Raw genomic sequence first — 24,221 nt, 5'->3', positions numbered from 1 at the left:
CTCGATTGTGCCCAGTTACATTTCTTGAGTTACGGTGGGCTATGAGCTTTGACAGACGTTCGGTGACCCTCAGCGTATGAAGGCATTCTTGAAATCAGAGATTTCACGACGGGGGATTTTGCTTGGCCATTCGAAGATTGAGAACACCGTTCGATACCTAGGCGTCGACATCGAAGATGCACTTACCTTGGCTGAGAAGACCGAGATATGACTGCAGTTGGACGCCGGATGGAATTCACCTGACGTCCGCTTATGGGGGGCAATGGATGGTCCGCGATGTTGTTGATGTTTCATACGAAAAATGGGCATCGCCAACACGACCGCAAATCCAATCGTGATTAATGTGACTTGCAGCAAACGGAGCAAGAAACTTGACTAATCGGCATTAGTATAGAAGCGTAGCAGTTTGTAAATGAAGAGAAAGTATTGTCCCTGTTCGCTATAGATTCATACTACCCATACGGAGCGCCGGTTCGATCGTTATCTGTTAGCGTTGTTAGTAGGAGTGGACTGTTCTTCGCTCTTGCTATTTTAATATTGGACCCGGCCATAGCCATGGCGCAGAATGTTTCTCTCGAAGCCAAAGCAACTTTATCGTCGGATGACGACCAGAAGCTGGAACAAGCTTCGCAAATGCTTAAGGCCGGAATCAAACTATATGACACAGACAATTATATTGAAGCCGAACCGCTCTTTGCTGAAACGCTAAGAGTGACCCGTGAGGTGCTTGGCGACAATCATACACTCACACTGGCGAGTTTGAACGGTTATGCAGATGTGTTGCAGAATCTAGGGCGTACCAGCGAAGCTGAGCCGCTTTTTGCCGAAGCCTTGCGGCTGAGACGTGAGGTGTTAGGTGAAAGGCATCCGGACACTCTCGAGAGCTTGAGCGACTATGCTTCTGTGTTGCAGGATCTAGGTCGCGCCAGCGAGGCCGAACCGTTATATGCAGAAGCCTTAAAGCTATCTCAAGACGAGTTCGGAGAAGAACATGCTTTTACCCGACTATGCCTTAATCAATACGCTTCTGTGCTGCATGAGCTAGGGCGCGACAAACAGGCCGAGCCGCTATATGCAGAAGCGCTGCGTCTTAGTCGCAAGGTGCTGGGAGATAAGCATTTTGATACTCTGGCTGGCTTGAGCGGCCATGCAATGGTTCTTAATAGTCTGGGCCGCACCAGCGAGGCGGAGCCGCTCTTGTCGGAAGCCCTGCGGCTTAGACGCAAATTGTTTGGAGAAAAGCATCCAGATACTATCCGTGGCCTGAATAATTATGCTTCAGTGCTACAGGATCTAGGACGTGCCAGCGAGGCCGAACCACTTTCGGCTGAAGCCCTGCGTTTTAGGCGCGAGGTGCTTGGAGAAAAGCATCCAGATACTATCAATAGCCTGAACAATTATGCTTCAGCGCTACAGAATCTAGGACGTGCCAGCGAGGCTGAGCCACTTTTTGCCAAAGCCCTGCGGCATATGCGCGAATTGTTTGGAGAAAAGCATCCAGATACTATCAATAGCCTGAACAATTATGCTTCAGCGCTAAAGGATCTAGGACGTGCCAGCGAGGCCGAGCCGCTTTTTGCCGAAGCCCTGCATCTTAGGCGCGAGGTGCTTGGAGAAAAGCATCCTGACACACTGGTTAGCTTGAGTAATTATGCTTCTGTGCTGTGGGATCTAGGCCGCCCTATAGAGGCCGAACCGTTTGATGCCGAAGCATTGCGACTTAGACGTGAGGTGTTAGGTGATAAGTATCCCGGCACGCTTCTAAGCCTGAATAACCTCTCCTATGTCCGCATGGATATACCTTCCCGGTCGCATTTGGCAGTAGAACCAGCGCGTTCCCTGATGATCAATATTCGCGCTGCTCGAAAAGTTGCCGGTTTTACACCGAGCGAAGTAGCGCAGCTTGGGCGTGAGGAGAAAAACCAATCGTCATTTTTTACGTTATTCGCGAATGCTGCATGGTCTCGCGGCCCCGGGTTAGTTGAAGAAGCGATAGCGGCAGGAGCAGATCCACTAGATGCTACAGCGCAGGCCGGATTGCGCGAAGAAGTTTTTATGGCACTACAAGATGCATTGGCGGGTGCGGCAAGCAAAGCTATCACAGCGACCGTGGCACGTAAGGCTGCAGGGCCTTTGGAACCGCTGGTGATGGAGCGAGAAGAGCTATCACAGCAATGGATCGAAACCGAGAATGCGCTGATCAAAACTTTGGGCGAAAGCGATAGCGCAAGTGATGAGAAACGCAGCAATTTGCGTGACTGGCTTGCAACGCTGAAAGCTCGGCTGGAGACCATTGATGATAGACTGCGCAATGAAGCGCCAGAATATTTTGCATTGATAAGGCCCGAAGCGCTCGCGCTTTCTGATGCGCAAAAGGTATTGGCCTCGGATGAGGCAGCGTTGATGGTTGTGCCGACACCATATGGCACTCATATAATGCTGGTGTCGGACGAAGGTTTACGCTGGGTGCGATCTGACTGGGGCAGTGATAAAATAGATGCGTTCGTTAAACGATTGTTGTGGGATGTTGGTGCGAATGTCGACGTAAACGCCGCCGAGTGGGTGGCATGGTCTGAAGAGGGTCGGGGCGCGTATCCGTTCTCTTTTGAGACTTCATACGCGCTCTACCGTGAACTGATTGAGCCTATTTACGAAGGTCTGAAAAGCAAGAAACACGTGTTTTTGTCAGCCAGCGGATCGCTTTCGAGTCTTCCTTTCGGACTTCTGGTAAGTAAAGTTCCAGAGGGCGATAGCGGGGACCCAAATGTTTTGCGTTCCGCCAAGTGGTTTGCCGATGCTCATGCGCTCATTGTAATACCATCGCTTCAATCACTCGAGTTATTGCGTAAATATCGCGCTTCAGATGGGAGAACGCCTAACACGCCGTTTCTGGGTATTGGTGACCCCGTTTTAACGGGTCAATCAGAAATCCGTGGCAATCAACGGTCTAAACGTGGCGTTATAAACGGCAGTGGTTCGTTCAAACGCGTGTTCAGCAGTTCGTCAACGCGCGGCGGGGCGAGTGTTGCCAATATATCCGAGCTCAGGAAGATGGCACGACTTCCCGGAACTGCAACCGAGTTGACTGCGATGTGGGAAGAGTTTGGAAAACCTCAAAACGCTTTATACTTGGCTGAAAAAGCGACAGAGGATTTCGTGCGCACCCAAAATCTAAATGCCAATATTATTGCATTTGCCACCCACGGCCTGCTCGCCGGCGAAATTAGCGGGACAGCCGAACCAGGGATTGTTCTAACCCCGCCGTTACGGGCGAGCGAGCGCAATGATGGTTATTTGAGTGCTTCGGAAATATCAGCACTCAAACTAAATGCTGACTGGGTAATCTTGTCTGCCTGTAATACAGCAGCCGGTGATGGCAGTGAAGGAGCACCAGGCTTATCAGGCCTAGCCCGTTCGTTCTTTTATGCAGGAGCAAGGAATTTGCTAGCCTCGCATTGGCCAGTGCGAGATGACGTAGCCGCCAAGCTCACTGTGCGGACCATATCCATCGTAAAGGACAATCCGCAGCTAACAAGAGCGCAGGCATTCCAGCAAGCAATGCGCGAGATCCGTAATGACAGAAGCGCGGACAGTAATACCGACACTTGGGCGCATCCAAGTGCATGGGCTCCCTTTTCACTGATCGGTGACGGGGCTAATTAGTCTGGATTTGTTCTCTTAGAAACATTTGCCTTTGGGCTGCGCCCTTTTGCCGATTAACGACAGATACTGGGTCGTGAACCGCCCGTCAGTTTGTAATCCGCGAACCGCTCAAGCTGCCGGTCTGCTAATAGCGAAGCACTGCCAAGCCGTTATGTCTCAAATTGGGTGGTTAGCGGACGTGAATCATCAAGATTCTGACGTGTCGCGTTTAGTCTCATCCTCTCTTGCAGGCATTTCCACCCTGCCATAAATATTGCCTTCATTATGCTGTTCTAGTGCTCAGTCAACGGAGATTTCCATTGTTGCAAAATGACAATCGCTGAACCGGGCAATCAGACAATCGACAATAGGCAACTGGACGTGCTATCATTACCGTGTAAGTCCACGAAATTCTGAGACAAAGCTGGTAAAGAAATCCAACTCTTCGGCTGTCAAACCCAAGGCCTGAGCCCTTTCTCTGGCTAAATCTCGAGCAACCGGATCACCATTTCTGATCGCGCATCCAAAGGCGAGAACTGCCGCGGTTCGCACGTCGAAGCTGCGTTTGCACAGCGCGGCGTCGATATCAATGCCGGAAAGCCCTGCATCGCGTGCGCCCTCCTCGGCCCTAGAAAGTGTATCCTCACAGCCGCAATCGTTAAGCAAGGCCAGTTTGAGCTGGCTTAATATCCGTTCGTATACAGGATCAGCCATTGCAGCGGTGTACAGTGAGTATGCACAGAAGGTCAGGTAGGTAGCGCTTAACCAGCGTAACCAATACCACTGCAGCCAGGTTCAAAAGCGCCGCGGTCAGAGGACCGCTGCCGAACGCTGCATTCACGATCGACTGCAGCTTGAACAAGCTGAACCCTAGACAGGGTTCGTCAAATTTTGAATAAGTCCATCTCATGATGAATTCCATGACCGCGTTGGTGCCACTGTCTTTTCAGGACGGCGGCACCATCAAGCGGATCAAAAGTTGTAACTGATGCCGACCAAGGCCTGGTGCTGGTCATAAAGACCACCATTGTTTCCAAAGTCGGTGTAGCGATATTCTAGACGCGCACTGATATTGTTGGTCAGCATGCGTTCAACGCCTCCGCCAACCAGCCAGCCGTCCAGATTGTCAGATGCACGCGACGTTGCATTATCAGAAACCAGTGTTGTGCGAACCCGGGCATTGGCATAGCCGCCGCGCACATATGCCAGTGTCTTGTCATCCACGAGATAACCTGCGCGCCCCGTCAGTTCAAAGCTGTAACGAGGATCAATTATGATCGAATTGCCAGACGTCCGGGCGCGGATTTCATCATCAAATGCGCCGCTGAATCCAGCCTCTGCACCGATCACGAAGCGGTCACTGACCTTGTGATTATATCCGGCATAGCCGCCAAGCACGACGGCATCGCGCGATACTTCGGCATCAACAGTCTGAGTATCGATGGTGCGATCAGCCACTTCAGCTCTGTTCCAGCCCGCTTGAACACCAACATAGGGGCCATCAAAATTATTGGCCAGCGCTGGCGCTGTGGTGAAGCCTGCAATGCCTGCGAAGGCTGTTATGATTATTTTCGATTTCATTTCTAACTCCATATCTTGCCCCTTAAGCGGGGTCGGATTTGCAGATAGGATCGTCCGGCTTACGTGATAATCGACCTTCAACGAAAGATATTATTCCAATAAATGAAACACTGAATCAATTAATGAAGCGGTTTGCCCGCAGTCGTTCAGCAGTAAAATCGACGAATGCTCTCACCTTTGCAGACGCATTCCTGCCTTCTGGATGGACGATGTGAACCGGCAAAGGCTCTTCCTCATATTCCTCGAGAACTGTCTGAAGCTGCCCCGAAACCAGATCCGGTCCGACTTGATAGGATAGAACCCTGGTGAGACCCCAACCGGATCGCGTTGCCTCGATTGCCGCGGGATTGGAATTGCAGAACAGACCCGGCGAGACCCGAACAGTCTCCTTTTCTTCTCGACCAAATCTCCAGTCCAGCGAGGTCCAGGCACTGGTAGCCGCAATAATCCGGTGCGTCGCTAGTTCGGCAGGTCGAGCGGGGACACCCTCTCGATCGAAATATTCCGGAGCACCGCAGACAACGCGCCGGACGGATCCAACCTTGATCGCGCTATAGCTGGAGTCAGGAAGGTGACCTATCCGGATAGCGACATCCAAGCCTTCGTCAATTAGGTTAGTCACGCGATCCAGAAACACTAGACGGCCTGTCACCTCGGGATAGGTGTCGAGAAACTCTGTAACAATCGGCAGAATATATATCTGCCCGAACATCACCGAAGCCGTGATGGTCAAACTGCCAGTCGGCCTTGCAAAGGATCCAGATGCGGCGGCCTCCGCCTCTTCAACAGCAGCGAGGATCTGCCGGCAGTCCTCGACATAACGTGCGCCAATCTCGGTCAGTTTGACCGATCGCGTAGTGCGCGTGAGCAGACGGGCACCGACTATGCTCTCCAGTCCCGCGATGGCGCGGCTCACAGCCGGCGGACTCATATTTAACTGGCGGGCAGTCTCCGCAAAACTTCCGCTATCGGCGATGCGGACCAGCACACGCATGGCCTGTATCCTGTCCATTTTCTTCCTCCGTCAGGAAATGAAGAACGCAGGTTAGCGGGACAGCAGGGAGAAACAAACTATATTGTTTCAATTTGCGAAATGCTGAATTCAAAATAATCGCGGTTCTTACGGCAAATGGATTCCTCTACATAGGACCAGTCGAACATATCGGCCCCATGCAATCTGGAGCGATCCCATGAAACTTTACCACTTTCCACTTTCCGGCCATGCCCATCGGGCGCGGTTATTCCTTTCGCTCATCGGTGCCGAGGTTGAGGTCATCGACGTCGATCTCGGCGCGGGCGAGCATAAGCAGCCCGACTATTTGAAAATGAACCGTTTTGGCCAGGTCCCGGTTCTAGTCGACGGCGATACGGTCATCGCTGATTCCAACGCAATTCTAGTTTATGCTGCGAAGAAATTTGGCCGCACAGACTGGTTGCCAGAGACCGCAGCCGAGGCAGCAACTGTTCAGCGTTGGCTGTCGGTTTCTGCGGGACAGATTGCTTTCGGACCCGCAGCAGCGCGCTTGATAACCGTATTCGGTGCAACCTTCAGCCCTGAGGAAGTGATCGGTCGCGCGCACGATGTTCTGACTGTTATCGAGGCAGAACTGGTAGGCCGCGACTGGGTCGCCGGCGGGCTAAGACCATCCGTCGCAGACGTTGGGCTCTACAGTTATATCGCGCGTACGCCTGAAGGGAATGTCGATCTCTCGGGCTATCCCGAAGTGAATCGCTGGCTTTCAAGCATCGAAGCACTGCCCGGCTTCGTCGCCTTCCCCCAGACCCCGGTCGGGCTCGCCGCAGCGGCCTGACGCCATTGACGAGGCGGCGGTGCGCATTGTTCTCGCTCCTGCAGCATCCCTGCCTCGCCACTCTTGCTACAGGGACCTTGGCCATGAACAGATTGACCGGCGAACCAACAGATGGGCTCTTCCACGCAGGCGAAGTAGCACTGCAGCGCTCGGTCGGCATGGCTGAACGGATGGAGCATGTCGGCGCAAAAGTCGTTCGCGATTTTATGCCCGAGCAGCACCGTGACTTTTATGCGCGATTGCCGTTTATCATTGTGGCAACTGTCGATCATTCTGGTGATATATGGCCGACAATGCTTACTGGCGCTCCGGGCTTCATCAGCTCCCCGTCACCCCGGTCTCTAACCATTAGCGGCACGCCTGATCCTGCCGATCCCGCATCCGCCGGCGCGCATGCCGGCGGGGCCATCGGCATACTCGGCATCGAACTGCACACCCGGCGTCGAAACCGGATGAACGGAGACATCAAGAGCGCCGCCGACGGTTCTCTGGAAGTTGAAGTCGGTCAGGCCTTTGGCAACTGCCCGCAATATATCCAGTTGCGTGATATTAGCTTTTCGCGGGAAACGGACCAGACCAAGGCGGCGCAGGTCGCGGAATCTGGCGAACTGAGCGAGGAGGCCTGTGCCATCATATCGACCGCCGACACCTTTTTCGTGGCATCCTATGTCGACCGCGGTGACTCCAGGCAGATCGATGCTTCGCACAGAGGTGGTAAACCCGAATTTGTCAGGATCGACGACCGTAGTCAGCTGACGATCCCAGATTTTTCCGGCAATTTCCACTTCAACACACTCGGTAATTTTCTCGTCAATCCGCGCGCCGGCTTGCTGTTCGTGGATTTCAAAACAGGCGACATGCTGCAACTCACCGGGATCGCCCGGGTCATCACTAACTCTCTGGAAACAGCAGCCTTCAGGGGCGCAGAGCGGATCTGGAGGTTCTGCCCGAGCAGGATGGTCCTTCGCCGGAGGGCATCTACCTTGCGGTGGACGATGCGTGATAATGCCTTCTCGCCAAAATCGCTGAGGACCGGATCTTGGACAGAGGTTGCGACCAAACTTGGCGCGGGCCGCACCACTCACCCGAATGGCACAGCCGCGCTTTCCGTCGGCGCACGGACGACCGGAAGCGCGTCCGGGGAGATCGAACCGTGACTTTCAGCCTGATAACTTTGCCAGCCGCTGAAGAGCTGGCCATGGATTATTTCCCACCGGATGGCGTCAGCCGCGAGCATGGCGATTTCGTTGTATTCCGCAATATCGCGGGTCTCTATCTGCTGATGTTGCTGCTCATATTCCAGTTTACATCGGGTGCCCGATCCGCCGATGCGCAACCAGGTGCGGCAAAGGCGAGGACGCCAGCAGAATTCCCCTGTGAGGATCGCATTCAGCCTCCTCTCTCACCCCACCAGATAAAGGATTGAACCATGTCACGTCCCCCATTGCCCCCGTTTGATGCAGAGTCCGCTCGCGAGAAAGTGAGACTGGCCGAAGATGGCTGGAACAGTCGCGATCCAGACAAGGTTGCCCTGGCCTATACTGAAAATACCATATGGCGGAATCGCTCCGAATTTCCCCTGGGCCGCGAAGAAGCCAGGAAATTTTTGGAGCGGAAGTGGGCGAAAGAGCTCAACTACCGGTTAATCAAGGAACTTTGGGCATATATCGGCAATCGCATCGCGGTTCGCTACGCCTACGAATATCATGATGACAGCGGAAACTGGTTTCGTGCCTTTGGCAACGAGAATTGGGAATTTGCCGAAGACGGCCTGATGCACAGCCGCCATGCCAGCATCAATGAACGTCCGATCACAGAGGCTGAGCGGCTTTTTCGCTGGCCCTTAGGGCGGCGTCCTGACAATCATCCTGGACTGTCCGAGCTTGGGCTCTAGAGGGCTGCTGATGTCTACGAGCGCTTTTGAGCCCTTCAAACAGCATCAGCCGTTCCCGTACAATGATGAAAATCCATGAACCCTTAATCTTGAACAACCACCACTCTCGGCCCTTCATCGCGATAGGTCCGCGGCGTTTTTCCCGACCATCGCTTGAAGGCACGGGTGAAGGAGCTTTGTTCCGAAAAACCGGTCAGGAACGCAACTTCCACCAGCGAATGGTTGGTTTCGCCGACGAGCTTGAGAGCAACTTCCCGTCGTGCCTCGTCGACCAGGGATTGATAGCTGTGACCCAGATCCGACAACCGGCGCTGCAAGGTACGGCTCCCCACGCCCAGATGGCAGGCCACATCCTGGAGGCGCGGCACGCCATCGCTCAGGCTGTTGGCAATCTGGATTACCACCTCGCGATCTATCCGATTCGGTTCAGTAGTGCGAAGGATTTCCTCCAGATGTTCGCGGAGAAACTTCCAGATATGCTGGTCACCGACACGGTTTGGTCGATCAACGTCCTGTTGATGCATGATAATCGCGTCGACTTCCGCGCCGTGGGTCACAGGACATCTGAAATGTTCTTCAAGTGGTCGCACATCTCCCACCGGCAGATGACTGAACTGGACACGCTTGGGGTTGAACTCGTCGCCATTCGCATCGCGCCAAAGCGAGACGAACGTTCCCAGCGCCGCTTCGTTCGACAGCTTGGCGCCATCATTATCCGGAACCGGCTTCCGGTTCATCCACCAGCATTCCGAACCTTTGTCCGCCAAGGCGAAGACGGAATAAGGATTGTAGAGCCTTGCATAGCGATCAAGCCGCTCGAACGATCGTCGCAGCGTAGGTGCGGATTTAATCGTCAGCCCGAGTGGCCCGAACTCCTCGCAACGCATCGAACCCGATGTTCGCATGTGAAAGCTGATTTGTGGGCGTTCTTCCCGAGCCAATGTTTCAAACAGGAGGTGGTGCTGTCGCACAGGTATGTGGTTCGCGGGGTCGAAAAGCGTCTCTTGAGCTATGCCGACGAGCGCCAACGCCCGTTTGGCAACCGCGCGCTCCGCCTGCGCAATCGCCTTACGGGCGAAAAGGCTCGAAACTTCTTCCAATGTGCTTCCTGCCTACCCCGTCGTTGCCGATCCAGTGCCTCGTATAACGCATTTCTTCAAATTTGGCACACCAAATCAAATTTTTGGCGGCTACGGTCAAGAACCACCGCTCTCTGTTGGCTTAATCCAATCATCGTCAACTCCAAGGCCACATCCCGCGAACCACAGAATTTGAGCTGGTGGTCCGGATTTATGACCCAAGGCGAGTAGACAGATTGAAACACTTGCTGAGGAATAAATGATGAACCACCCCCACAAGCCTTCGCGCAAGCTGGCATTTGCCCTGCTCGCGTCTATCGCAACAATTGGAATGGCTACCGGCGGCGTAGCCGCACAGGAAGAATCACGCGCCGCAACAGCAACGCAACCGCCAGTCAACGACGGATTGCCGATGCCCGGCTTCGAGATCGATCTTGCGACCACCGCGATCGTCATCACTGACCCGCAAAACGACTTTTTGTCGCCCAACGGCGTGACCTGGGGCGTCGTGGGTGAAAGCATCACCAAAAACCGTACTGTTGAAAACCTAGGTGCGCTTTTCAAGGTTGCCCATCAAACCGGTATGCCGGTGTTCGTCTCTCCCCACTATTATTTCAAACACGACCATCAATGGCAGTTCGAAGGCACGCTTGAAAAGCTGATGCACTCCATCGGCATGTTCGACCGCCCGCATGCCCTCACCCTCGAAGCCTTTGAAGGGTCAGGTGCTGACTGGCTCGACCAGTACAAGCCTTACATAAATAACGGCCGGACAATCGTGACCAGCCCTCACAAGGTTTACGGGCCTGACAGCAACGACCTGGCCCTACAGCTACGCAAGGCAGGGATTTCAAAGGTCATCCTGGGCGGCATGTCTTCAAATCTTTGCACGGAATCGCACATGCGATCGCTGATCGAAGCGGGCTTTGAAGTGATGGTTGTCACTGATGCGACCGCCGGTGCGATCACCGAGCATTATAACGGTTACGATGCTTCGCTCGTGAACTTTCGAATGATTGCCAGTGCAGTCGACAACACTGACAACACAGTCAAAGCGATCAACGCCGCCTATCGCAGAAAGTAACTCAATCCTCTCGATCTTTGGCTGGAGCCACTGATCCCTCTCCCCCTGCTCCAGCCGAACGGACGGTGACCGGGAATGCCCATTGCCCCGAACCCGGCTTCATCGGTCACCGTCCCCCTTTTTTAAATTTCAAGGAAATAAATTATGCGGATTTTTCTAACCAACCTTGCCCTTGCCATCGCGCTTTCAGCTGGGCTCTCAGTAACCGCACAAGCGGCTGATGAATATATTATTACTAATGGTTATACGCTAGATGGCGCCGGCTTGGGTGTCCATGGCGTCGACACGGTTGTTCTTAGTACGATGGACGCTGTTGCGCCAGGCGGAGCAAGCCATGTAATTGTTCACGATGGCGTGGCTTATTATTTTGCCTCCGAACTGACGGCTGAAGAGAAATGGCCGACCATCAAGCACAGCAAGGTCGAAGATCTCTAACCCCGCCGGACGGCTCGCTACCCCCACAGTTGCCGTTCAATCCGGCATCTTACCCTCTCCCGTTCGCGTCTTTCACCGGGCACGAACCAATATAAAGGACTATTTGAAATGACACCTTTCACCACCCACAGCTTCGAAACCGCTTCTGAAACCGCACAGCCGCTGCTGATTGCCGCCAAAGGCGCATATGGCTTTGTTCCCAACTTGCTGGGAACCATGGCCGAGGCCCCGGCCCTGCTAGAAGGCTATATGACGCTGGCAGGTATCTACGACAAAACCGATCTGTCAGAAACCGAGCGCCAAATCATTCTGATGACGAATAACAGGTTGAACGGCTGTCATTATTGCATGGCTGCCCATACTTCCATTTCTCAAGGTGTTGGTGTCCCCAAAGATATAATTGAATCCCTGCGCACCGATACACCGATCAGTGACCCGAAACTTGAGGCGCTTCGTACTTTCGCCGCCGTGATCAATGAAACGCGCGGATGGCCCGAATCTTCAGATGTCGATGCATTTCTTGACGCGGGTTACACCCGGCAGAATATCTTGGAGGTAATTCTAGGTACATCTCTCAAGGTGATGTCGAACTATACCAACCATATCGCTGCCACCGAATTGGACGCTGCATTTGCGCCGAACGCCTGGACTACCGACCTTGTCAAAACGGGCTGATGCAGGGTAAATTTCGCCCATTTCATCATCCAGACACTCCAAACCCCTCAGTAAAGTAGACGGCTTGCGCTTTGGCCGCGAGATTGCTCGATAACTGGGATTACCGCTACTTTAGGAGACCTGAAAATGACTAGATTATTACGCATCGATGCCAGCGCGCGGACCACGCGTTCGCTTACCCGGGAACTGGCTGACAGTTTCGTGCAAAGCTGGCGTGAACGTCGTCCGCTGGATGAGGTAGTCCTGCGCGACGTCGGCGCCAATCCGCCTCCGATTATCACTGAAGACTGGATTGCAGCGGCTTTCGCAAAGGAGCGGTCTACCGACCAGCAACAGCTTCTTATGCTATCAGACGGACTGATTGACGAAGTGGCCAGCGCCGACATCATCGTCATGGCATCGCCGATGTATAACTACGGCATGCCGGCCGCGCTCAAAGCGTGGTTCGACCAAGTTGTGAGAATCGACAAGACTTTTACCTTCGACCTCACCCGCGGCGATGATCCGCTTGAACCGATATTTGCGGGCAAGACACTCATCCTGCTCACATCCTGGGGTGAGTTCGGCTTTGCCCCTGGAGAACCCAATGAAGGACACGACTGCTTGACCCCGCATGTGCGCACGGCATCGCGCTATCTCGGTGTGGAGGCATTTTACCAGATCGGGATCGAGTATCAGGAGTTTGGCGACAAACGCTTTGAAGCCTCGCATAAAGCAGCCTTTGCAACGCTCGATCCATTGGTCGAGACATTAGTTGGTGAGCTCGGGCTACACTCAGACCTAAGGAAGTCGGCAGCATGACCGCTCGGCCTGAAAAAATTGCGGCCTCGACGTGCGCGGCAGATGGAGACGGCCACAACAGGCTTCCGACGCATTGATCGGCAAAGCCAAGTGCGCGGGTTTTTGCTCTCACCGTCTGGCTCGCTCTAAAATCATCAGGATCTCTTTCCATGACCAATCAAAAGGCAATCACTCACAGCTACAGGCCTATATCTGGCGCAACTGAATTTGATTTCGATGTTGCCATCCTTGGCGCTGGCACAGCCGGCATGTCGGCCTATCGCGAAGCTTCGCAATATAGCGATCGCGTTGCATTGATCGATGGCGGGCCTCTGGGCACCACATGTGCGCGAGTGGGCTGCATGCCTTCCAAACTCTTGATCGCAGCAGCCGAGGCCGCGCATGCTGGCTGCAAGGCTCCCTTGTTCGGGGTCCGCTATGAAAGACCAGAGATCGACGGCAAAGCCGTTATGGGACGGGTGCGCAGCGAGCGTGACCGCTTTGTCGGATTTGTCACAGAAGCTGTCCATGGCTTCGACAAGGGCGAGATAATCAGGGAATATGCCCGCTTCGAAGACGATCACACGCTTCGGTTGAGCAGCGGGCGCAAGATTTATGCCCGTACGATCGTTATCGCCACTGGTTCGCGACCCGCCATACCACAAGCGCTATTCGCCGCCGGCGAAAGACTGATCGTCAATGATGATATATTTAACTGGGCCGATCTCCCCGGTTCGGTCGCGGTTTTCGGTGCCGGTGTTATCGGGCTGGAATTGGGCCAGGCGCTGCACCGGCTGGGGGTGCGCGTGCGTCTTTTCGGAAGAGGCCGTCTGGTCGGGCCACTTACCGACCCAGTGGTGCGTAAATATGCAACCGATACTTTCTCTGGCGAGTTTCCTGCCGTCTGGTACGCTGACACCCAGATTTCACGCAAAGGTACAAAGATCGCAGTGCGTTGGGGCGAAGGGGCGGATCAGGAATCAAGCTTCGACTATCTGGTCGCGGCCACCGGTCGCCGGCCCAATATTGATAAAATTGGTATCGAGAATACCAGCCTGCCGCTCGGAAAGATGGGCGTGCCTCAATATGATCCATTGTCCGGCCGCATTGGCGACACCCACATATTCGTCGCTGGAGATGTTGCGCTTGACCTACCGCTGTTGCACGAGGCGGCTGATGAAGGCCGTTTGGCCGGAGAGAACGCGGCGCGCTTTCCGCATTCATACAGACGGTTTCGCCGAACGCCGATAGGCATCGTTTTCTCTGATCCCCAAATCGCGATGGTTGGGGCCAGCCATGCCTCGCTCATGACAGGTCCAGGATGCCACTTCGCGACCGGCGAAGTGTCGTTCGAGGAACAGGGCCGTGCCCGCGTTATGGGTGTCAACAAGGGAATCCTTAGGGTTTACGCAGAGCATGGCAGCGCACGGTTCCTCGGAGCTGAAATGATCGGCCCTTCATCTGAACATATCGCGCATCTGCTGGCGTGGTCCATTCAGGCCAACATGACCGTAGAGCAGATCCTGCAAATGCCGTTTTACCACCCGGTGCTGGAAGAGGGCGTGCGCACAGCCTTCAGAAATCTGAACCATGCTCTTGGATTTGGTCCCAATCCTCCGCAGAGATGCATCGATTGCGGGCCAGGAGCCTGATCCACGGGCTTTTGCGGAATGATGATGAAGATTCCGCTGCAAGACAAATTATGGGCAGAATCGGCCGCCATCGACCTCAACACCCAGAAGACCTCACCGTAAAATTCGGCGGGCGCGGCATATTCTGCAAGTGAATGGAGAATGTTATGAAAAGAATGATCGGCATAGCAGCCTTAACACTATCGTCTATCATCATTTGGACCGGGTTGATCTTTGTCATCGGCAGCGAGGGATGGTTTAAGCGGCCAATCGCCGCTGATGCCTCAGCTCAATCTTTCATTGCGGCGGCCGCCGATATCGTTGAGCAGGAACATCGCGGCAATCTGAGCATGCTTGTGATCGAAGGCGGCGAGGTTGCTGCAAGCTATCACACTTCCACGGGGAAGCCGGTTGACGAGAATTCGGTGTTCCAGGTCGCTTCGTTGAGCAAATGGCTCGCCGCATGGGGCGTCATGGCTCTTGTCGAAGATGGTGTCATAGACCTGGACGAACCGGTATCACGCTATATCACTGGCTGGCAGCTGCCCTCCGGCCCATTCGACAATGATGGTGTAACCACTCGGCGGCTGCTCAGCCATACAGCAGGGTTGGACGACGGCCTGGGCTATGCAGGTTTCGATTCCGAAAGCGCGGTGCAATCCCTTGAAAGCTCGCTCAGTCGAGCGATGGATGCATCTCCGGGGAAAAGCGGCGTCGTTAAGGTCGGCAGCGAACCCGGCACCAGCTGGAACTATTCCGGCGGCGGCTACACGCTTCTTCAACTGTTGATCGAAGAAGTATCGGGCCAGCCATTTACCGATTATATGGCAGAACGTATATTCGAACCGTTGAACATGTCGCAGAGCAGTTTTGACCATAAAAAAGCCGCAGGACTGGGTCTCGCAGAAATTTTCGATCTCAAGGGGAATGTAGAGCCCCTGCAATATTATAGTTCATTGGCGTCCACTTCCCTTTTTACCAGCAGCCGGGACATGGCTCTTTTTCTGGCAGTACAAGGTCCGGGATCAGGGCATAGCGTCCTGTCTGAAGCCAGCATGCGATTGATGCGCCAGCCGCACGCGTCCAAGATGGGCGCTAATATATGGGGCTTGGGAACGATGCTCTACACACCGAATAATGCGGGAGATTTCATTTTCGGCCACGACGGGAACAACGAACCGGCGATCAACACGGCTGTTAGACTCGATCCGGATACCGGCAACGGAATTGTTGTATTCGAAACCGGAAGCGAGCTGTTGGCAACCCGCCTAGCAAGCGAGTGGGTTTTCTGGAAGACCGGTAGGGTCGACAATCTAGCTTTCGCAATGGGCATTCCTACCTGGCTTTTATGGGCAGGAGCGGGATCATTTTCAATACTGTTGATGGGGATCGCACTGGGCTGGAGGCGCCGCAAGCGCTGACGGATTAAGCTGCTGACCGTATATTGTGCCGGCTATTGTGTCGTGTCGCTTCAGTGGATTTCATGCTGAAAGCGAGCGTGCTGGAGTTTGTTGCTCACGATATTGAGCTGCGCTTGCTATGCGCTCAACGACTGATAGCAAGTTTGTGGCGAGTACTGAGGAAGAGGTTGAAGCTGTCGAAGAACCTTGTCTTCGCGGCGATCTTGAAACCATCTACTAAGTTGAATTGGAAGGTTCTTGGCGACGATCCGAGAACAGAAATTGAAAGGAAAGAAAATGCCTCTTTGGACCATTTATCATTCACAAGACACTTACACTGACCTAGAAAAACAGGAGCTGTCAGCGCAACTTGTGAAGCTATATCCTGTGTTACCAAAATTTTATGTTAGCATTGTATTTCATGCCTTGTCATCGCAAAACTTCTTCATCGGAGGTAAGCCTGCCGAAAAATTTGTGCGTGTGTCTGTTGATCATATCGCACGACAGTTTGAAGGGGATGAAGTGTTAAAGAGAAAATGGCTAAGAATGGTCACAAGCACACTCAAACCATTCACTGTTGACCGCGGCTTAGACTGGGAACTCCATGTAGACGAAACTCCATTTGATCTTTGGCTAATTCAAGGCATGCGCCCACCTTTGCCAGGCAGTAAGGGAGAGTCTTGCTGGATTGAGCACAATCGCCCTGTCCCCCTACCACTTCTCGACGGTGAGCAGGACGCCTTTCAGACACGACAGGACCCCTGAGACCGATCCATGGCTGACATCCGAAATATTACAGCTGGGAGAAGGTGTTGTCAGTTTAACGATAACTTGTCTCCGATTGTAGTAAGATGGACATAGTCCAGATAACTTGAGACGGCGAGACTTTGCCCTGTGGCTAATACGATCTAGCGAGATATTTTGGCAGTTTGGGTCAAGGTAAGGCTGCGTGCCATGCCTCAGCGATTGGATCGAATTGAGTGCATACACGATGTATTTTAAGGAATAGTCGCATTCATCTGAGAATAGTTCGAAATGTCTGCTTCTGGGCGGTTAGCCTTAGGTCCGCTTTATCCCTTCCGGCATCCAATAGCGGGCAACCCTCAATCGGCCCAACTACTGTCGGTTCTAAATGAGCCTCAATTGCTAACTTTCCGGTTCGCTTTTAGCGTCCCTAAAACCTGCCAGTCAAAAGCCCAAAGGCGCTGGCTACTCGTTTCAAAGTTGGTCGAAGGTCACGTTTGATAATCCTCGCCTGAGTGCGGTTCGTTTGGGGTTGCTGACTAGCCAAGGGATCTTTAGACTTACCTTGAACCATCAGACCGGGAATTTACTAATATGGCGTTGAGCTCGTGAGTGGCCGACCAGGACAGACGTGGTACGAAGTAAATGCTGATAATGTAGCGAACTCAAATCGCTTTTTAAGAGCATTCTGGGCCGCGTTGCGGCATTATTTAGGTCCTTACGCCTGGCTCTTTCAGCCTTATAAAAATGGCGAGAATAAAATCGTTAGATTTGGCCGAGTTAGCTTCAGCGAGTCCACCGTGGTGGAGTTCGGTATCAGCTATGATCGGCGCGGTGTGATCGACCAGCTGTGGTGCCGACCTGAGACAGACGACGAATCTCTTCGTGAAGGTGTCTCTGAAAGCGTAGAGAACGCTCGGAGGATCTTACACCATCCACGATCTGAATGGTACACTGTAGAGATTTCGGTGTTCCCCCATGTGGAAATGGCGAACTATACTGCCGATTATATAAAGTTAACAGGGCTAACAAGCGGTGCAGTGGCGCTCAGCCTAAATATCCCGGGATATGACCGAATTGATCGGCAAACCCAGTTTTACAATACCGCAGCACCTATTCTCGACGCCCTTTCTGTCTTTACGAACTGCAGCTATCAATATTGCACAACTTCTGGGCATGAAGAATTTTCTGAAGAGCCCAATGTTCGCTGGTGCCCCCCTGACTGGCTCGATGACTTCCCACTCATGCGCGGTCGACTGTCGATAAGCTCATCTCAGCTCAGGTACTTAGACCAATTGACAATTGAAAGTAGCGATAGCAGTGCCGTCCACGCCGCCCGGCTTTTCCACCAAGCTATAAAACTTGATAACGAGGGAAGTCTGACGATGAAAGACGCTGCCAGAATGCTTTACCTTTCGGCGTTGGAGGCTGCGAGCGCACCTGAACAAAACCCCAACAAATGCGTTGAATGCGGTCAATCTATATACTCAATTCGTAAGCGAGTAAGAGACGTCACCTCGCGTTATTTGGGGGAAGCAGCTGAGAAAATTATTGATCAAGCCTATCGGGCTCGCTCAGGTTATCTCCATACAGGCAACGTTCTCGGCAAGACTGATCTCAGGGCCGGCGCTGGGCCACAATTAGACCCAAGCGCACAGTCAGGGTGTATACGACCCGCAGGATTGGACAACACCATCAATGTGCGAGAATTCATAAGCTATATCCTTCGCAAGATCGCAATAGATCAGCGCAGCGGGACTGCCTCGCATCAATCCTAGGCGTACCATTGAAAATACAGTTTCAACAACGACCGCGTTCAAATCACGCGTTGCCCAAAGTTCAAGTATCTTCAGGTGCAAATTCGAAATTGGTACACTAGTGACAAACTGTAATTTCAGATTTGCGCCCAGCCCTAGACGTCAACATGCAATTTCTCAGTCCTTAAAAGCATACGCTTCCGAGAGTTGCTTGCAATTTGAAGTCGGTCGGCGTTCACATCAGACGTAAAACCTGAAAGGCTGCTTCTCTTCGCCCTTTGCCGATCCCGTTGTAAGGACATCGCCCACCAGCCGGTCGAGCGTGACCCGTTCTGCGACAATCGTCGACTTCAGTTTTGAAAAACCGGAGCGGTGCTAATACTTGGCCTGCAAAATAGTCGAGGCCTCGCCTGCATAGTGGCGTCCATCCATGCCGTCATCGAGGCCTTCAGCGAAAGCCTCAAAACGGATTTTGAGCTCGGCCCCCACCAAGTCGCGCGCCAGCTCCTCGAAATGCGTTGGAGACAGCAATGCAAAATCATTATTCATGACGGTAGATGGAAGACTATCGCACAAACAGTCAAGCAGTCGATTCTTTAGTTTTGTTAGAGTCTTGTGGCTTCTTTCTGTATGCGGGCGATGATATCCGCCAAAGGCGGCTGTTGGCGGTAATATAGCGCGACTGTTTTCGCATATGCCGCCTCCAATTTGGCACGAATATCCTCATCGTTCAGTGTAAATGCCGGGTTCTTTCTTATGTTTTGTTCGTCAGATATGGGAAATCGGGCTTGCTTGTGCGCGAAATAGTCTTCCGTGCCGATAAACGCTTGCACCTCAGCGCAGTCGAGCAAGCAGTAGAGGTCATAATAATGGCGCATGAAGTTGGTTGGCATGCTTCCGTCTTCTAGGTGACGCCTGAACTTTGTCGAGATGGTTTGCAGCTTTTCGACGAAAGTATAGCCAGGCTCGTAGCAGGCGACATCCACTGCGCGATTGTCGGTTAGATCATCAAGCCCTTCGGCCTCCGCTTTATCGTAAGCCCATGAGCTGATCGAGCATGGACGATTAGGTGACACCTGGTCGAAGCCGGCTTCCAGAAGGATGCCGCTCTTTACCCCGTCAGGAAGATCATTTTGCGACGCATATTGCATCCGGATCCCCGCACTGCGCATATAGCGATCGTCAAACAGCTCGTCCCGCTGAGCTGATGTGATGCCGGGGATAGTGAGTTGGTCGGGTAATGTGTCGAAAAAGTCACGGCGGACTTCGACATGCTTGGATTTAGTCTGGTTCTTTCCACAAGGCACATCGCCATTGCGCGGATGAATAAGAATGTCGATATCTTCCGAGAAGCGGTGGATCACACCAAAGCCCTTGGACAGCGAAGTTCCGCCTTTGAGTTCGAATTGGAAGCCAAGCTGCTGAAGGCCCCAAAGCGAATGCATGATCCAGTAGTCTTTCTCGATTAGGCCCTGATCAATCGCAAGCTCGCGAGAACAGACATCGATAAGATCACCAAAATCTTCGCTTTCGTGCAGCAACATTAACGTAGTCCCGCCTATGCGGGAGCTAGAACCGGCGCCAAAAGACGTTCGGCGCGAGCGGAACCAAAATCATCGACAGCGCGGGACAAACGACGGCGATCCATCTGTTTTGCTGTCTTGAGGGCGCTGGAAAGAACCGCCTTTTCGTCTTCCGGCAAGCGTTCAAGATTATGCAGCAAGTCGACCAGCAGCACCTCTTCGGATAGGCACTTGGGCACTGAAGAGCGCATGCGAAAATCATACATGCGGCCGTCGAGCTTGAAACGACCGTGGCGCTTGCGGTTGTAGACTACCGGCTCATTATAAAGCTGCGTCGTGCCGACGCCGAGACCATTATAGGCACTCGGCGAGACCATCAGAAAACGATCGTCGCCCAAAAAGGCTTTGACAAGTTTTTTTGGCTTTGCAGACGCAGTTCCGAATTTGGTTTTACGCGGGGTCATATAAAGCCCTGGCGAGACCTTTTCGAGGCGGCCTTCGTCTATAAGCTGGCGCACATGCCGGTCGACCGCAGTGGACCATTTGGCGAGGTCCTTGCGACGATAAGCCTGACCTGGGCGCAGGTGGCGTTTAAGATTGCTCAAAGCTGTCATGGGCTGCGCTCATTAGGTAAACGCAAATATCTTACTATGCAATGAATTTCATTAAAAATTCATGCAAATTTATATTTCAAAAAAGACCCATCTGTTATCCCGTCAAAATGTATCACGTTTAAATACATGGGAATATCAAGTATCTAGTGAATATGAATCCTCTTCTTAGACTCATATTGGTTCAAATACAATTTTGAGGAATTCGACTCGTTACTGCGGCGCAATCTTGGTGTCCCGGCTAGATCAGACTGGCCCTAATAGAAATCGCTTGGGCCATAAATGTCGATATCGCGCGGCAGCATTTCCGGCTGCGAAATTGCTCCATCATGATCGGATCGCCCGAACATCTTTATGGAAACGCGATCTTCAATCTCGGCAAGTGTGGTTTCGGCAACAAAATAGACGTCACCTTCCTTGTCATAGCTCGCTATGGACCGGTCTTCGAAATAGACCTACGCGATGATATCAACATCGAATTCCACTATAATTCCGTAATCGGCCTCGCTTGCGAATATGACGGTCCAATTAATTATCACTGGCGCACTGGAAACCGCCACTTCTTCGGCCTCGCCATCGGCCAAGTCCCCCATATAGACGATACCTAGTTCTAAAATCCGTACCTCCAATTCCGTCTCCAGCGCAGCAACGAACTTATCGTCTTCCACGATTGCATTGACGCTTTCGACCTGCGGTGAGTGACTGATCGTAACAATTTCGAGCAGCGCCGGAAGACTATTCAGTTCGCGTAGCGGCTCTTTTGTTTCAGCGGCGCGCAGCATGGCCTGATCTGCTGTGATAACATACATTGCCGCGTCGTTCTCAGCGCACCAGGGCGAGAGCTTCTTTATAGCAAAGGTGTCCGGAAACTCTTTCGATTGGGGGAAGCAAACGGTGCCTCCCGTGCAAAATACGCGCGCAGAACCGGTATAGCAGACTGATCACCGCTGCGTGCTTGGTGCAGCCGCGTCCGCGCAGGCCAGCCTGAAAATTATCATAGGCCAGCTTTCCGGCCGTCTCGGCATTGAGTTTCTTGGCTTTGCCTTTCGACTTGCCAAAGGCTCTGGGGGCCCGTTTGCTCCAATGCGCTGCCACGTTTCGAGCATCGGAGATCTTCTTGACGGCAGCCTCGGCGTCTGCCGCGACATGACTTTTTATCTCGGCCAGCGTGATGTCTGTAATATGCAAGCGCAATCGATCGGCATCGATGTGGCCAAACAGTGCGGGCAGGGTGCTAATGTCTAGGTCGTAATTCAGCCTGCGGTAACTTGTGTGTCGAGAAACACTTCGCGTGTTTCAAGAGGTCGCTCGGCGTGCGACGGCCTTTCATTTTTTTGATGCGTGCACATCTTTTGATTCTTTGGTCATTGTTCCTCATAACAAAATCACCATCAAATGCGATAAGTGGTGTAGCGGCGCACTTGCATCCGAGTCTCTCATTTAAAAGGAGCCGATTTACTCCCCATATGTCTGTTCCTCGGTTTTACAGGTCGAAAGCCGACGGTCCGGAATCTGCCCAATTCCTAATGTTTGAATCGCGTATCTTGAATGTCCGCTTTCACCCAACATCAGACATTTACATGGCAATGGTGAGAGCGTAAAAGCCAAAGCAAGACGACATCGCCTCCTACAGCAGGAAATGGGCCGTTAGCTGATGGGCGGCTTTTCACCCGCCAGCATCTCCCGCGTAGCGGGTTCGTTCATCGGCCCAATACGCGTCGTTAATTTATAACTTTTCAAACAGCTGCTATCCACCCAACTTTCAATCATTTAACGGTGCAAATGGTGACGTCGGAAAACAGCTCGATGTGAACATTCGATATCCAATTATATAGTGACGGAAAAGGTTATTGAACTTGGCAGCATCATTGGTCGCGATTAATTCACTCACAAGAATTACTGTTCAATTAACGCATCTTTTGTGCAGCTTTGCCGCTTTTGACCATTGTACAAAATAAATCACCTGATTTTGGAGAGCTACACCAAACTGCCATCTATCTCACGCGCTGCGATACCCATAAACGAATAAACGGACCTTTTGTACACGAAATCGGCCCACACTCTCACCGGCGTGCAGGTGAATGACTGCTTGGCGGCAACGATAGCCTATAATTGAGAAATCATCAGCTAATGATCTTTCAATAACCTGTCAGCAGTCCGTGAATTGGCCAGGCAATGATCAGAACGATAAACGCAGTCGCCGCGACACCGATCAGCAAGTCTTTAAGTTTCTTTTTCAATTGAGGAAATTCTACCCATTTAAGTAGTGGAATTATTCGCATCCGATACCGTCCCTGTCCCTATCCAAATGTGTTCCGTAACCGGGTTGCCCTCGCCGGACAGGTGCAGCTCCGGTACTTCGCGCAGCAGTGCAGTTAGGATAATAGATGGTTCCATTTGAACGTCGTACCGCTTGCGGCTTTGTATTGCTCCCGTGACAGTGTCGACCGCCATTTTTTTCGGTCATTGTGGCAACCATCAGCTCCTGTCCTTCCTCCATGCGCAAAAGCGGATTGATATCCTACGATCATCATTACAAGAATGATGAATGCAAAAATGAACTCACAGATGCGCATGCAGCCCCCTACCTGTAATGATATGGACCACAAAAGTTAAAGAGTCGAAATTCTTCTAGGTATGGCCGAATATATCAAATCATTATAATCAGTTTCTCAACGACTTTTTCACAAAATATACGCTAGGCTTTGATCGGAGGTTATACCTTCGCACCTGACTTGAGGGAAGTTCAGGCTTAAAATTGGGGCTAATATGAAGAAAATTACAATGCTAGCTGTCAGCATTTCGCTGGCAGCGTCATCCGTTTATGCTCAAGAAACAACAATTGTTCCCGCTGTACCTACTGTGGCAGAAAATCCAGCACTGCCAGCGCTGGTAACAACAAACGCCGTGCTTCGTGCGGGAACACCTATTTCACTCACGATGTCTGAAGAAATCACCACTAAGAAAAAATTGGCCAAAGTTGGTCAGCGCTTCCAGCTTGAAGTATCGGCCCCCGTCGAAGTCAACGGAGTGATCGTTATCCCGGCTGGTTCTCCGGCTTGGGGTGAACTGATCAGTGTTCGGAATAAAGGAATGTGGGGCAAGTCCGGTAAACTTGAAGCCAAGCTACTATTTACTCGCGTTAACGGTCGTCAGATCCGCCTGACCGGGGCTTTTGATGATAAAGGTGTCACAGGAACTGCGGCAGTTGTGGGCGCTATTGCTTTCGTCCCTATCGCTGGATTTTTTACCACCGGCACTAGCGCAGTGTTGCCAATGGGCGGCGTTGTAAAAGGCTTTATTGATGAAGATGTTGAGCTAGCCATCGCGCAAACTGCACCTAAGCCAATGCAGATAACTGCTCCTGCGGCACCCAATGCAATTGCCGCTAACACTACCACAAAGGTTGAGGAAGATTCCTTAATTGAATCTCAAGTTGGAGAATAAGTAGGTAGGTGGGCCGGGGCTCCTTGGATGTCTCGGTCCAAATCACACTATCTGATTCTCATTGATCGCGCTTCATCCTCCCGGCATATTTTTGTGTTGGTACTCAAAGACGCGCCTAACGGTCTAT

The 24,221-nt window shown here is 52.5% G+C and carries 25 protein-coding genes; 15 read left to right on the top strand and 10 right to left on the bottom strand.

The genetic code is table 11. The features are described from left to right. The first annotated feature begins 555 nt into the window (after nt 1–555). Complete coding sequence (locus AB1K62_RS14145) at nt 556–3,663, top strand: tetratricopeptide repeat protein (protein WP_367004517.1); 3,108 nt, start codon at nt 556–558, stop codon at nt 3,661–3,663. 369 nt (nt 3,664–4,032) lie between these two features. Here the strand turns inward: AB1K62_RS14145 and AB1K62_RS14140 are convergent, their stop codons facing one another. From AB1K62_RS14140 to AB1K62_RS14130, 3 genes are all read right to left on the bottom strand, one after another. Further along, a complete protein-coding gene (locus AB1K62_RS14140; RefSeq protein ID WP_367004516.1) occupies nt 4,033–4,356 on the bottom strand; it encodes a hypothetical protein in 324 nt (107 codons plus the stop codon). Nucleotides 4,357–4,614: 258 nt separating this feature from the next. After that, complete coding sequence (locus tag AB1K62_RS14135; protein WP_367004514.1) at nt 4,615–5,223, bottom strand: outer membrane protein; 609 nt, start codon at nt 5,221–5,223, stop codon at nt 4,615–4,617. A gap of 115 nt (nt 5,224–5,338) precedes the next feature. Beyond that, a complete protein-coding gene (locus AB1K62_RS14130) occupies nt 5,339–6,235 on the bottom strand; it encodes a LysR family transcriptional regulator (RefSeq protein ID WP_367004513.1) in 897 nt (298 codons plus the stop codon). A gap of 178 nt (nt 6,236–6,413) precedes the next feature. Between AB1K62_RS14130 and AB1K62_RS14125 the strand changes: the two genes are divergently transcribed. The 4 genes from AB1K62_RS14125 to AB1K62_RS14110 all read left to right on the top strand — a co-directional run bounded on the left by AB1K62_RS14125 (nt 6,414) and on the right by AB1K62_RS14110 (nt 8,928). Next, the gene (locus AB1K62_RS14125; RefSeq protein ID WP_367004512.1) at nt 6,414–7,034 is read left to right on the top strand and encodes a glutathione S-transferase; all 621 of its coding nucleotides are present in this window, start codon (nt 6,414–6,416) and stop codon (nt 7,032–7,034) included. Nucleotides 7,035–7,117: 83 nt separating this feature from the next. Continuing rightward, a complete protein-coding gene (locus tag AB1K62_RS14120; RefSeq protein ID WP_367004510.1) occupies nt 7,118–8,191 on the top strand; it encodes a pyridoxamine 5'-phosphate oxidase family protein in 1,074 nt (357 codons plus the stop codon). After that, nucleotides 8,188–8,460 (top strand): hypothetical protein, encoded by a 273-nt coding sequence (locus tag AB1K62_RS14115; protein WP_367004509.1) that lies wholly within the window; start codon nt 8,188–8,190, stop codon nt 8,458–8,460. Before AB1K62_RS14120 ends, AB1K62_RS14115 begins: the two co-directional genes overlap by 4 nt. Nucleotides 8,461–8,463: 3 nt before the next feature. Beyond that, a complete protein-coding gene (locus tag AB1K62_RS14110; protein ID WP_367004508.1) occupies nt 8,464–8,928 on the top strand; it encodes a DUF1348 family protein in 465 nt (154 codons plus the stop codon). Between the two features lie 83 nt (nt 8,929–9,011). Here AB1K62_RS14110 and AB1K62_RS14105 read toward each other — a convergent pair whose 3' ends face one another. Continuing rightward, nucleotides 9,012–10,028, bottom strand: coding sequence for an AraC family transcriptional regulator ligand-binding domain-containing protein (locus AB1K62_RS14105; protein ID WP_367004506.1), 1,017 nt, complete (start codon nt 10,026–10,028; stop codon nt 9,012–9,014). A gap of 238 nt (nt 10,029–10,266) precedes the next feature. Here AB1K62_RS14105 and AB1K62_RS14100 point away from each other — a divergent pair, with 238 nt between their 5' ends. From AB1K62_RS14100 to AB1K62_RS14065, 8 genes are all read left to right on the top strand, one after another. Next, nucleotides 10,267–11,091, top strand: a complete 825-nt coding sequence (locus AB1K62_RS14100; RefSeq protein ID WP_367004503.1) for a cysteine hydrolase — start codon at nt 10,267–10,269, stop codon at nt 11,089–11,091. 144 nt (nt 11,092–11,235) lie between these two features. Continuing rightward, on the top strand, nt 11,236–11,526 hold the full coding sequence (locus AB1K62_RS14095; protein ID WP_367004501.1) for a hypothetical protein: 291 nt from the start codon (nt 11,236–11,238) through the stop codon (nt 11,524–11,526). A gap of 108 nt (nt 11,527–11,634) precedes the next feature. Continuing rightward, nucleotides 11,635–12,201, top strand: coding sequence for a carboxymuconolactone decarboxylase family protein (locus tag AB1K62_RS14090; protein WP_367004499.1), 567 nt, complete (start codon nt 11,635–11,637; stop codon nt 12,199–12,201). A gap of 126 nt (nt 12,202–12,327) precedes the next feature. Further along, nucleotides 12,328–13,002, top strand: coding sequence for an NAD(P)H-dependent oxidoreductase (locus tag AB1K62_RS14085; protein WP_367004498.1), 675 nt, complete (start codon nt 12,328–12,330; stop codon nt 13,000–13,002). Between the two features lie 149 nt (nt 13,003–13,151). Next, entirely contained in the window at nt 13,152–14,633 is a 1,482-nt protein-coding gene (locus AB1K62_RS14080; protein ID WP_367004496.1) for a dihydrolipoyl dehydrogenase, read from the top strand. 146 nt (nt 14,634–14,779) lie between these two features. Further along, nucleotides 14,780–16,033, top strand: a complete 1,254-nt coding sequence (locus AB1K62_RS14075) for a serine hydrolase domain-containing protein (protein WP_367004494.1) — start codon at nt 14,780–14,782, stop codon at nt 16,031–16,033. Nucleotides 16,034–16,270: 237 nt separating this feature from the next. Beyond that, a complete protein-coding gene (locus AB1K62_RS14070; protein ID WP_367004492.1) occupies nt 16,271–16,777 on the top strand; it encodes a tautomerase family protein in 507 nt (168 codons plus the stop codon). A 587-nt stretch (nt 16,778–17,364) separates the two neighbouring features. Continuing rightward, nucleotides 17,365–18,534: a hypothetical protein gene (locus AB1K62_RS14065; protein WP_367004490.1), complete on the top strand. Its 1,170-nt coding sequence runs from the start codon at nt 17,365–17,367 to the stop codon at nt 18,532–18,534. Nucleotides 18,535–18,888: 354 nt separating this feature from the next. On the opposite strand, the gene AB1K62_RS14060 is transcribed toward AB1K62_RS14065, so the two are convergent. From AB1K62_RS14060 to AB1K62_RS14045, 4 genes are all read right to left on the bottom strand, one after another. Continuing rightward, entirely contained in the window at nt 18,889–19,062 is a 174-nt protein-coding gene (locus tag AB1K62_RS14060) for a hypothetical protein (protein WP_367004488.1), read from the bottom strand. Between the two features lie 56 nt (nt 19,063–19,118). Continuing rightward, a complete protein-coding gene (locus tag AB1K62_RS14055) occupies nt 19,119–20,057 on the bottom strand; it encodes a nucleotidyl transferase AbiEii/AbiGii toxin family protein (protein WP_367004486.1) in 939 nt (312 codons plus the stop codon). A gap of 14 nt (nt 20,058–20,071) precedes the next feature. Beyond that, nucleotides 20,072–20,650, bottom strand: a complete 579-nt coding sequence (locus AB1K62_RS14050) for a hypothetical protein (RefSeq protein ID WP_367004485.1) — start codon at nt 20,648–20,650, stop codon at nt 20,072–20,074. Between the two features lie 452 nt (nt 20,651–21,102). After that, complete coding sequence (locus tag AB1K62_RS14045; RefSeq protein WP_367004484.1) at nt 21,103–21,456, bottom strand: hypothetical protein; 354 nt, start codon at nt 21,454–21,456, stop codon at nt 21,103–21,105. Nucleotides 21,457–21,598: 142 nt separating this feature from the next. Here AB1K62_RS14045 and AB1K62_RS14040 point away from each other — a divergent pair, with 142 nt between their 5' ends. Beyond that, nucleotides 21,599–21,892, top strand: a complete 294-nt coding sequence (locus AB1K62_RS14040) for a hypothetical protein (protein WP_367004482.1) — start codon at nt 21,599–21,601, stop codon at nt 21,890–21,892. Nucleotides 21,893–22,785: 893 nt separating this feature from the next. On the opposite strand, the gene AB1K62_RS14035 is transcribed toward AB1K62_RS14040, so the two are convergent. Both AB1K62_RS14035 and AB1K62_RS14030 read right to left on the bottom strand, forming a co-directional pair. Next, nucleotides 22,786–22,929 carry a hypothetical protein gene (locus AB1K62_RS14035; protein ID WP_367004480.1) on the bottom strand — a complete coding sequence of 48 codons (144 nt, stop codon included), beginning with the start codon at nt 22,927–22,929 and terminating at the stop codon, nt 22,786–22,788. After that, on the bottom strand, nt 22,920–23,114 hold the full coding sequence (locus tag AB1K62_RS14030; protein ID WP_367004479.1) for an excalibur calcium-binding domain-containing protein: 195 nt from the start codon (nt 23,112–23,114) through the stop codon (nt 22,920–22,922). Before AB1K62_RS14030 ends, AB1K62_RS14035 begins: the two co-directional genes overlap by 10 nt. A gap of 302 nt (nt 23,115–23,416) precedes the next feature. Here AB1K62_RS14030 and AB1K62_RS14025 point away from each other — a divergent pair, with 302 nt between their 5' ends. Then, nucleotides 23,417–24,094, top strand: coding sequence for a hypothetical protein (locus AB1K62_RS14025; protein ID WP_367004476.1), 678 nt, complete (start codon nt 23,417–23,419; stop codon nt 24,092–24,094). The last annotated feature ends 127 nt before the right edge of the window (nt 24,095–24,221 follow it).

It is taken from the genome of Parasphingorhabdus sp. JC815 (assembly GCF_040717415.1).
Lineage (GTDB): Bacteria > Pseudomonadota > Alphaproteobacteria > Sphingomonadales > Sphingomonadaceae > Parasphingorhabdus.
Note: the sequence above shows the minus strand (reverse complement) of the source record. Positions and strands in the feature narration are given on the sequence as shown.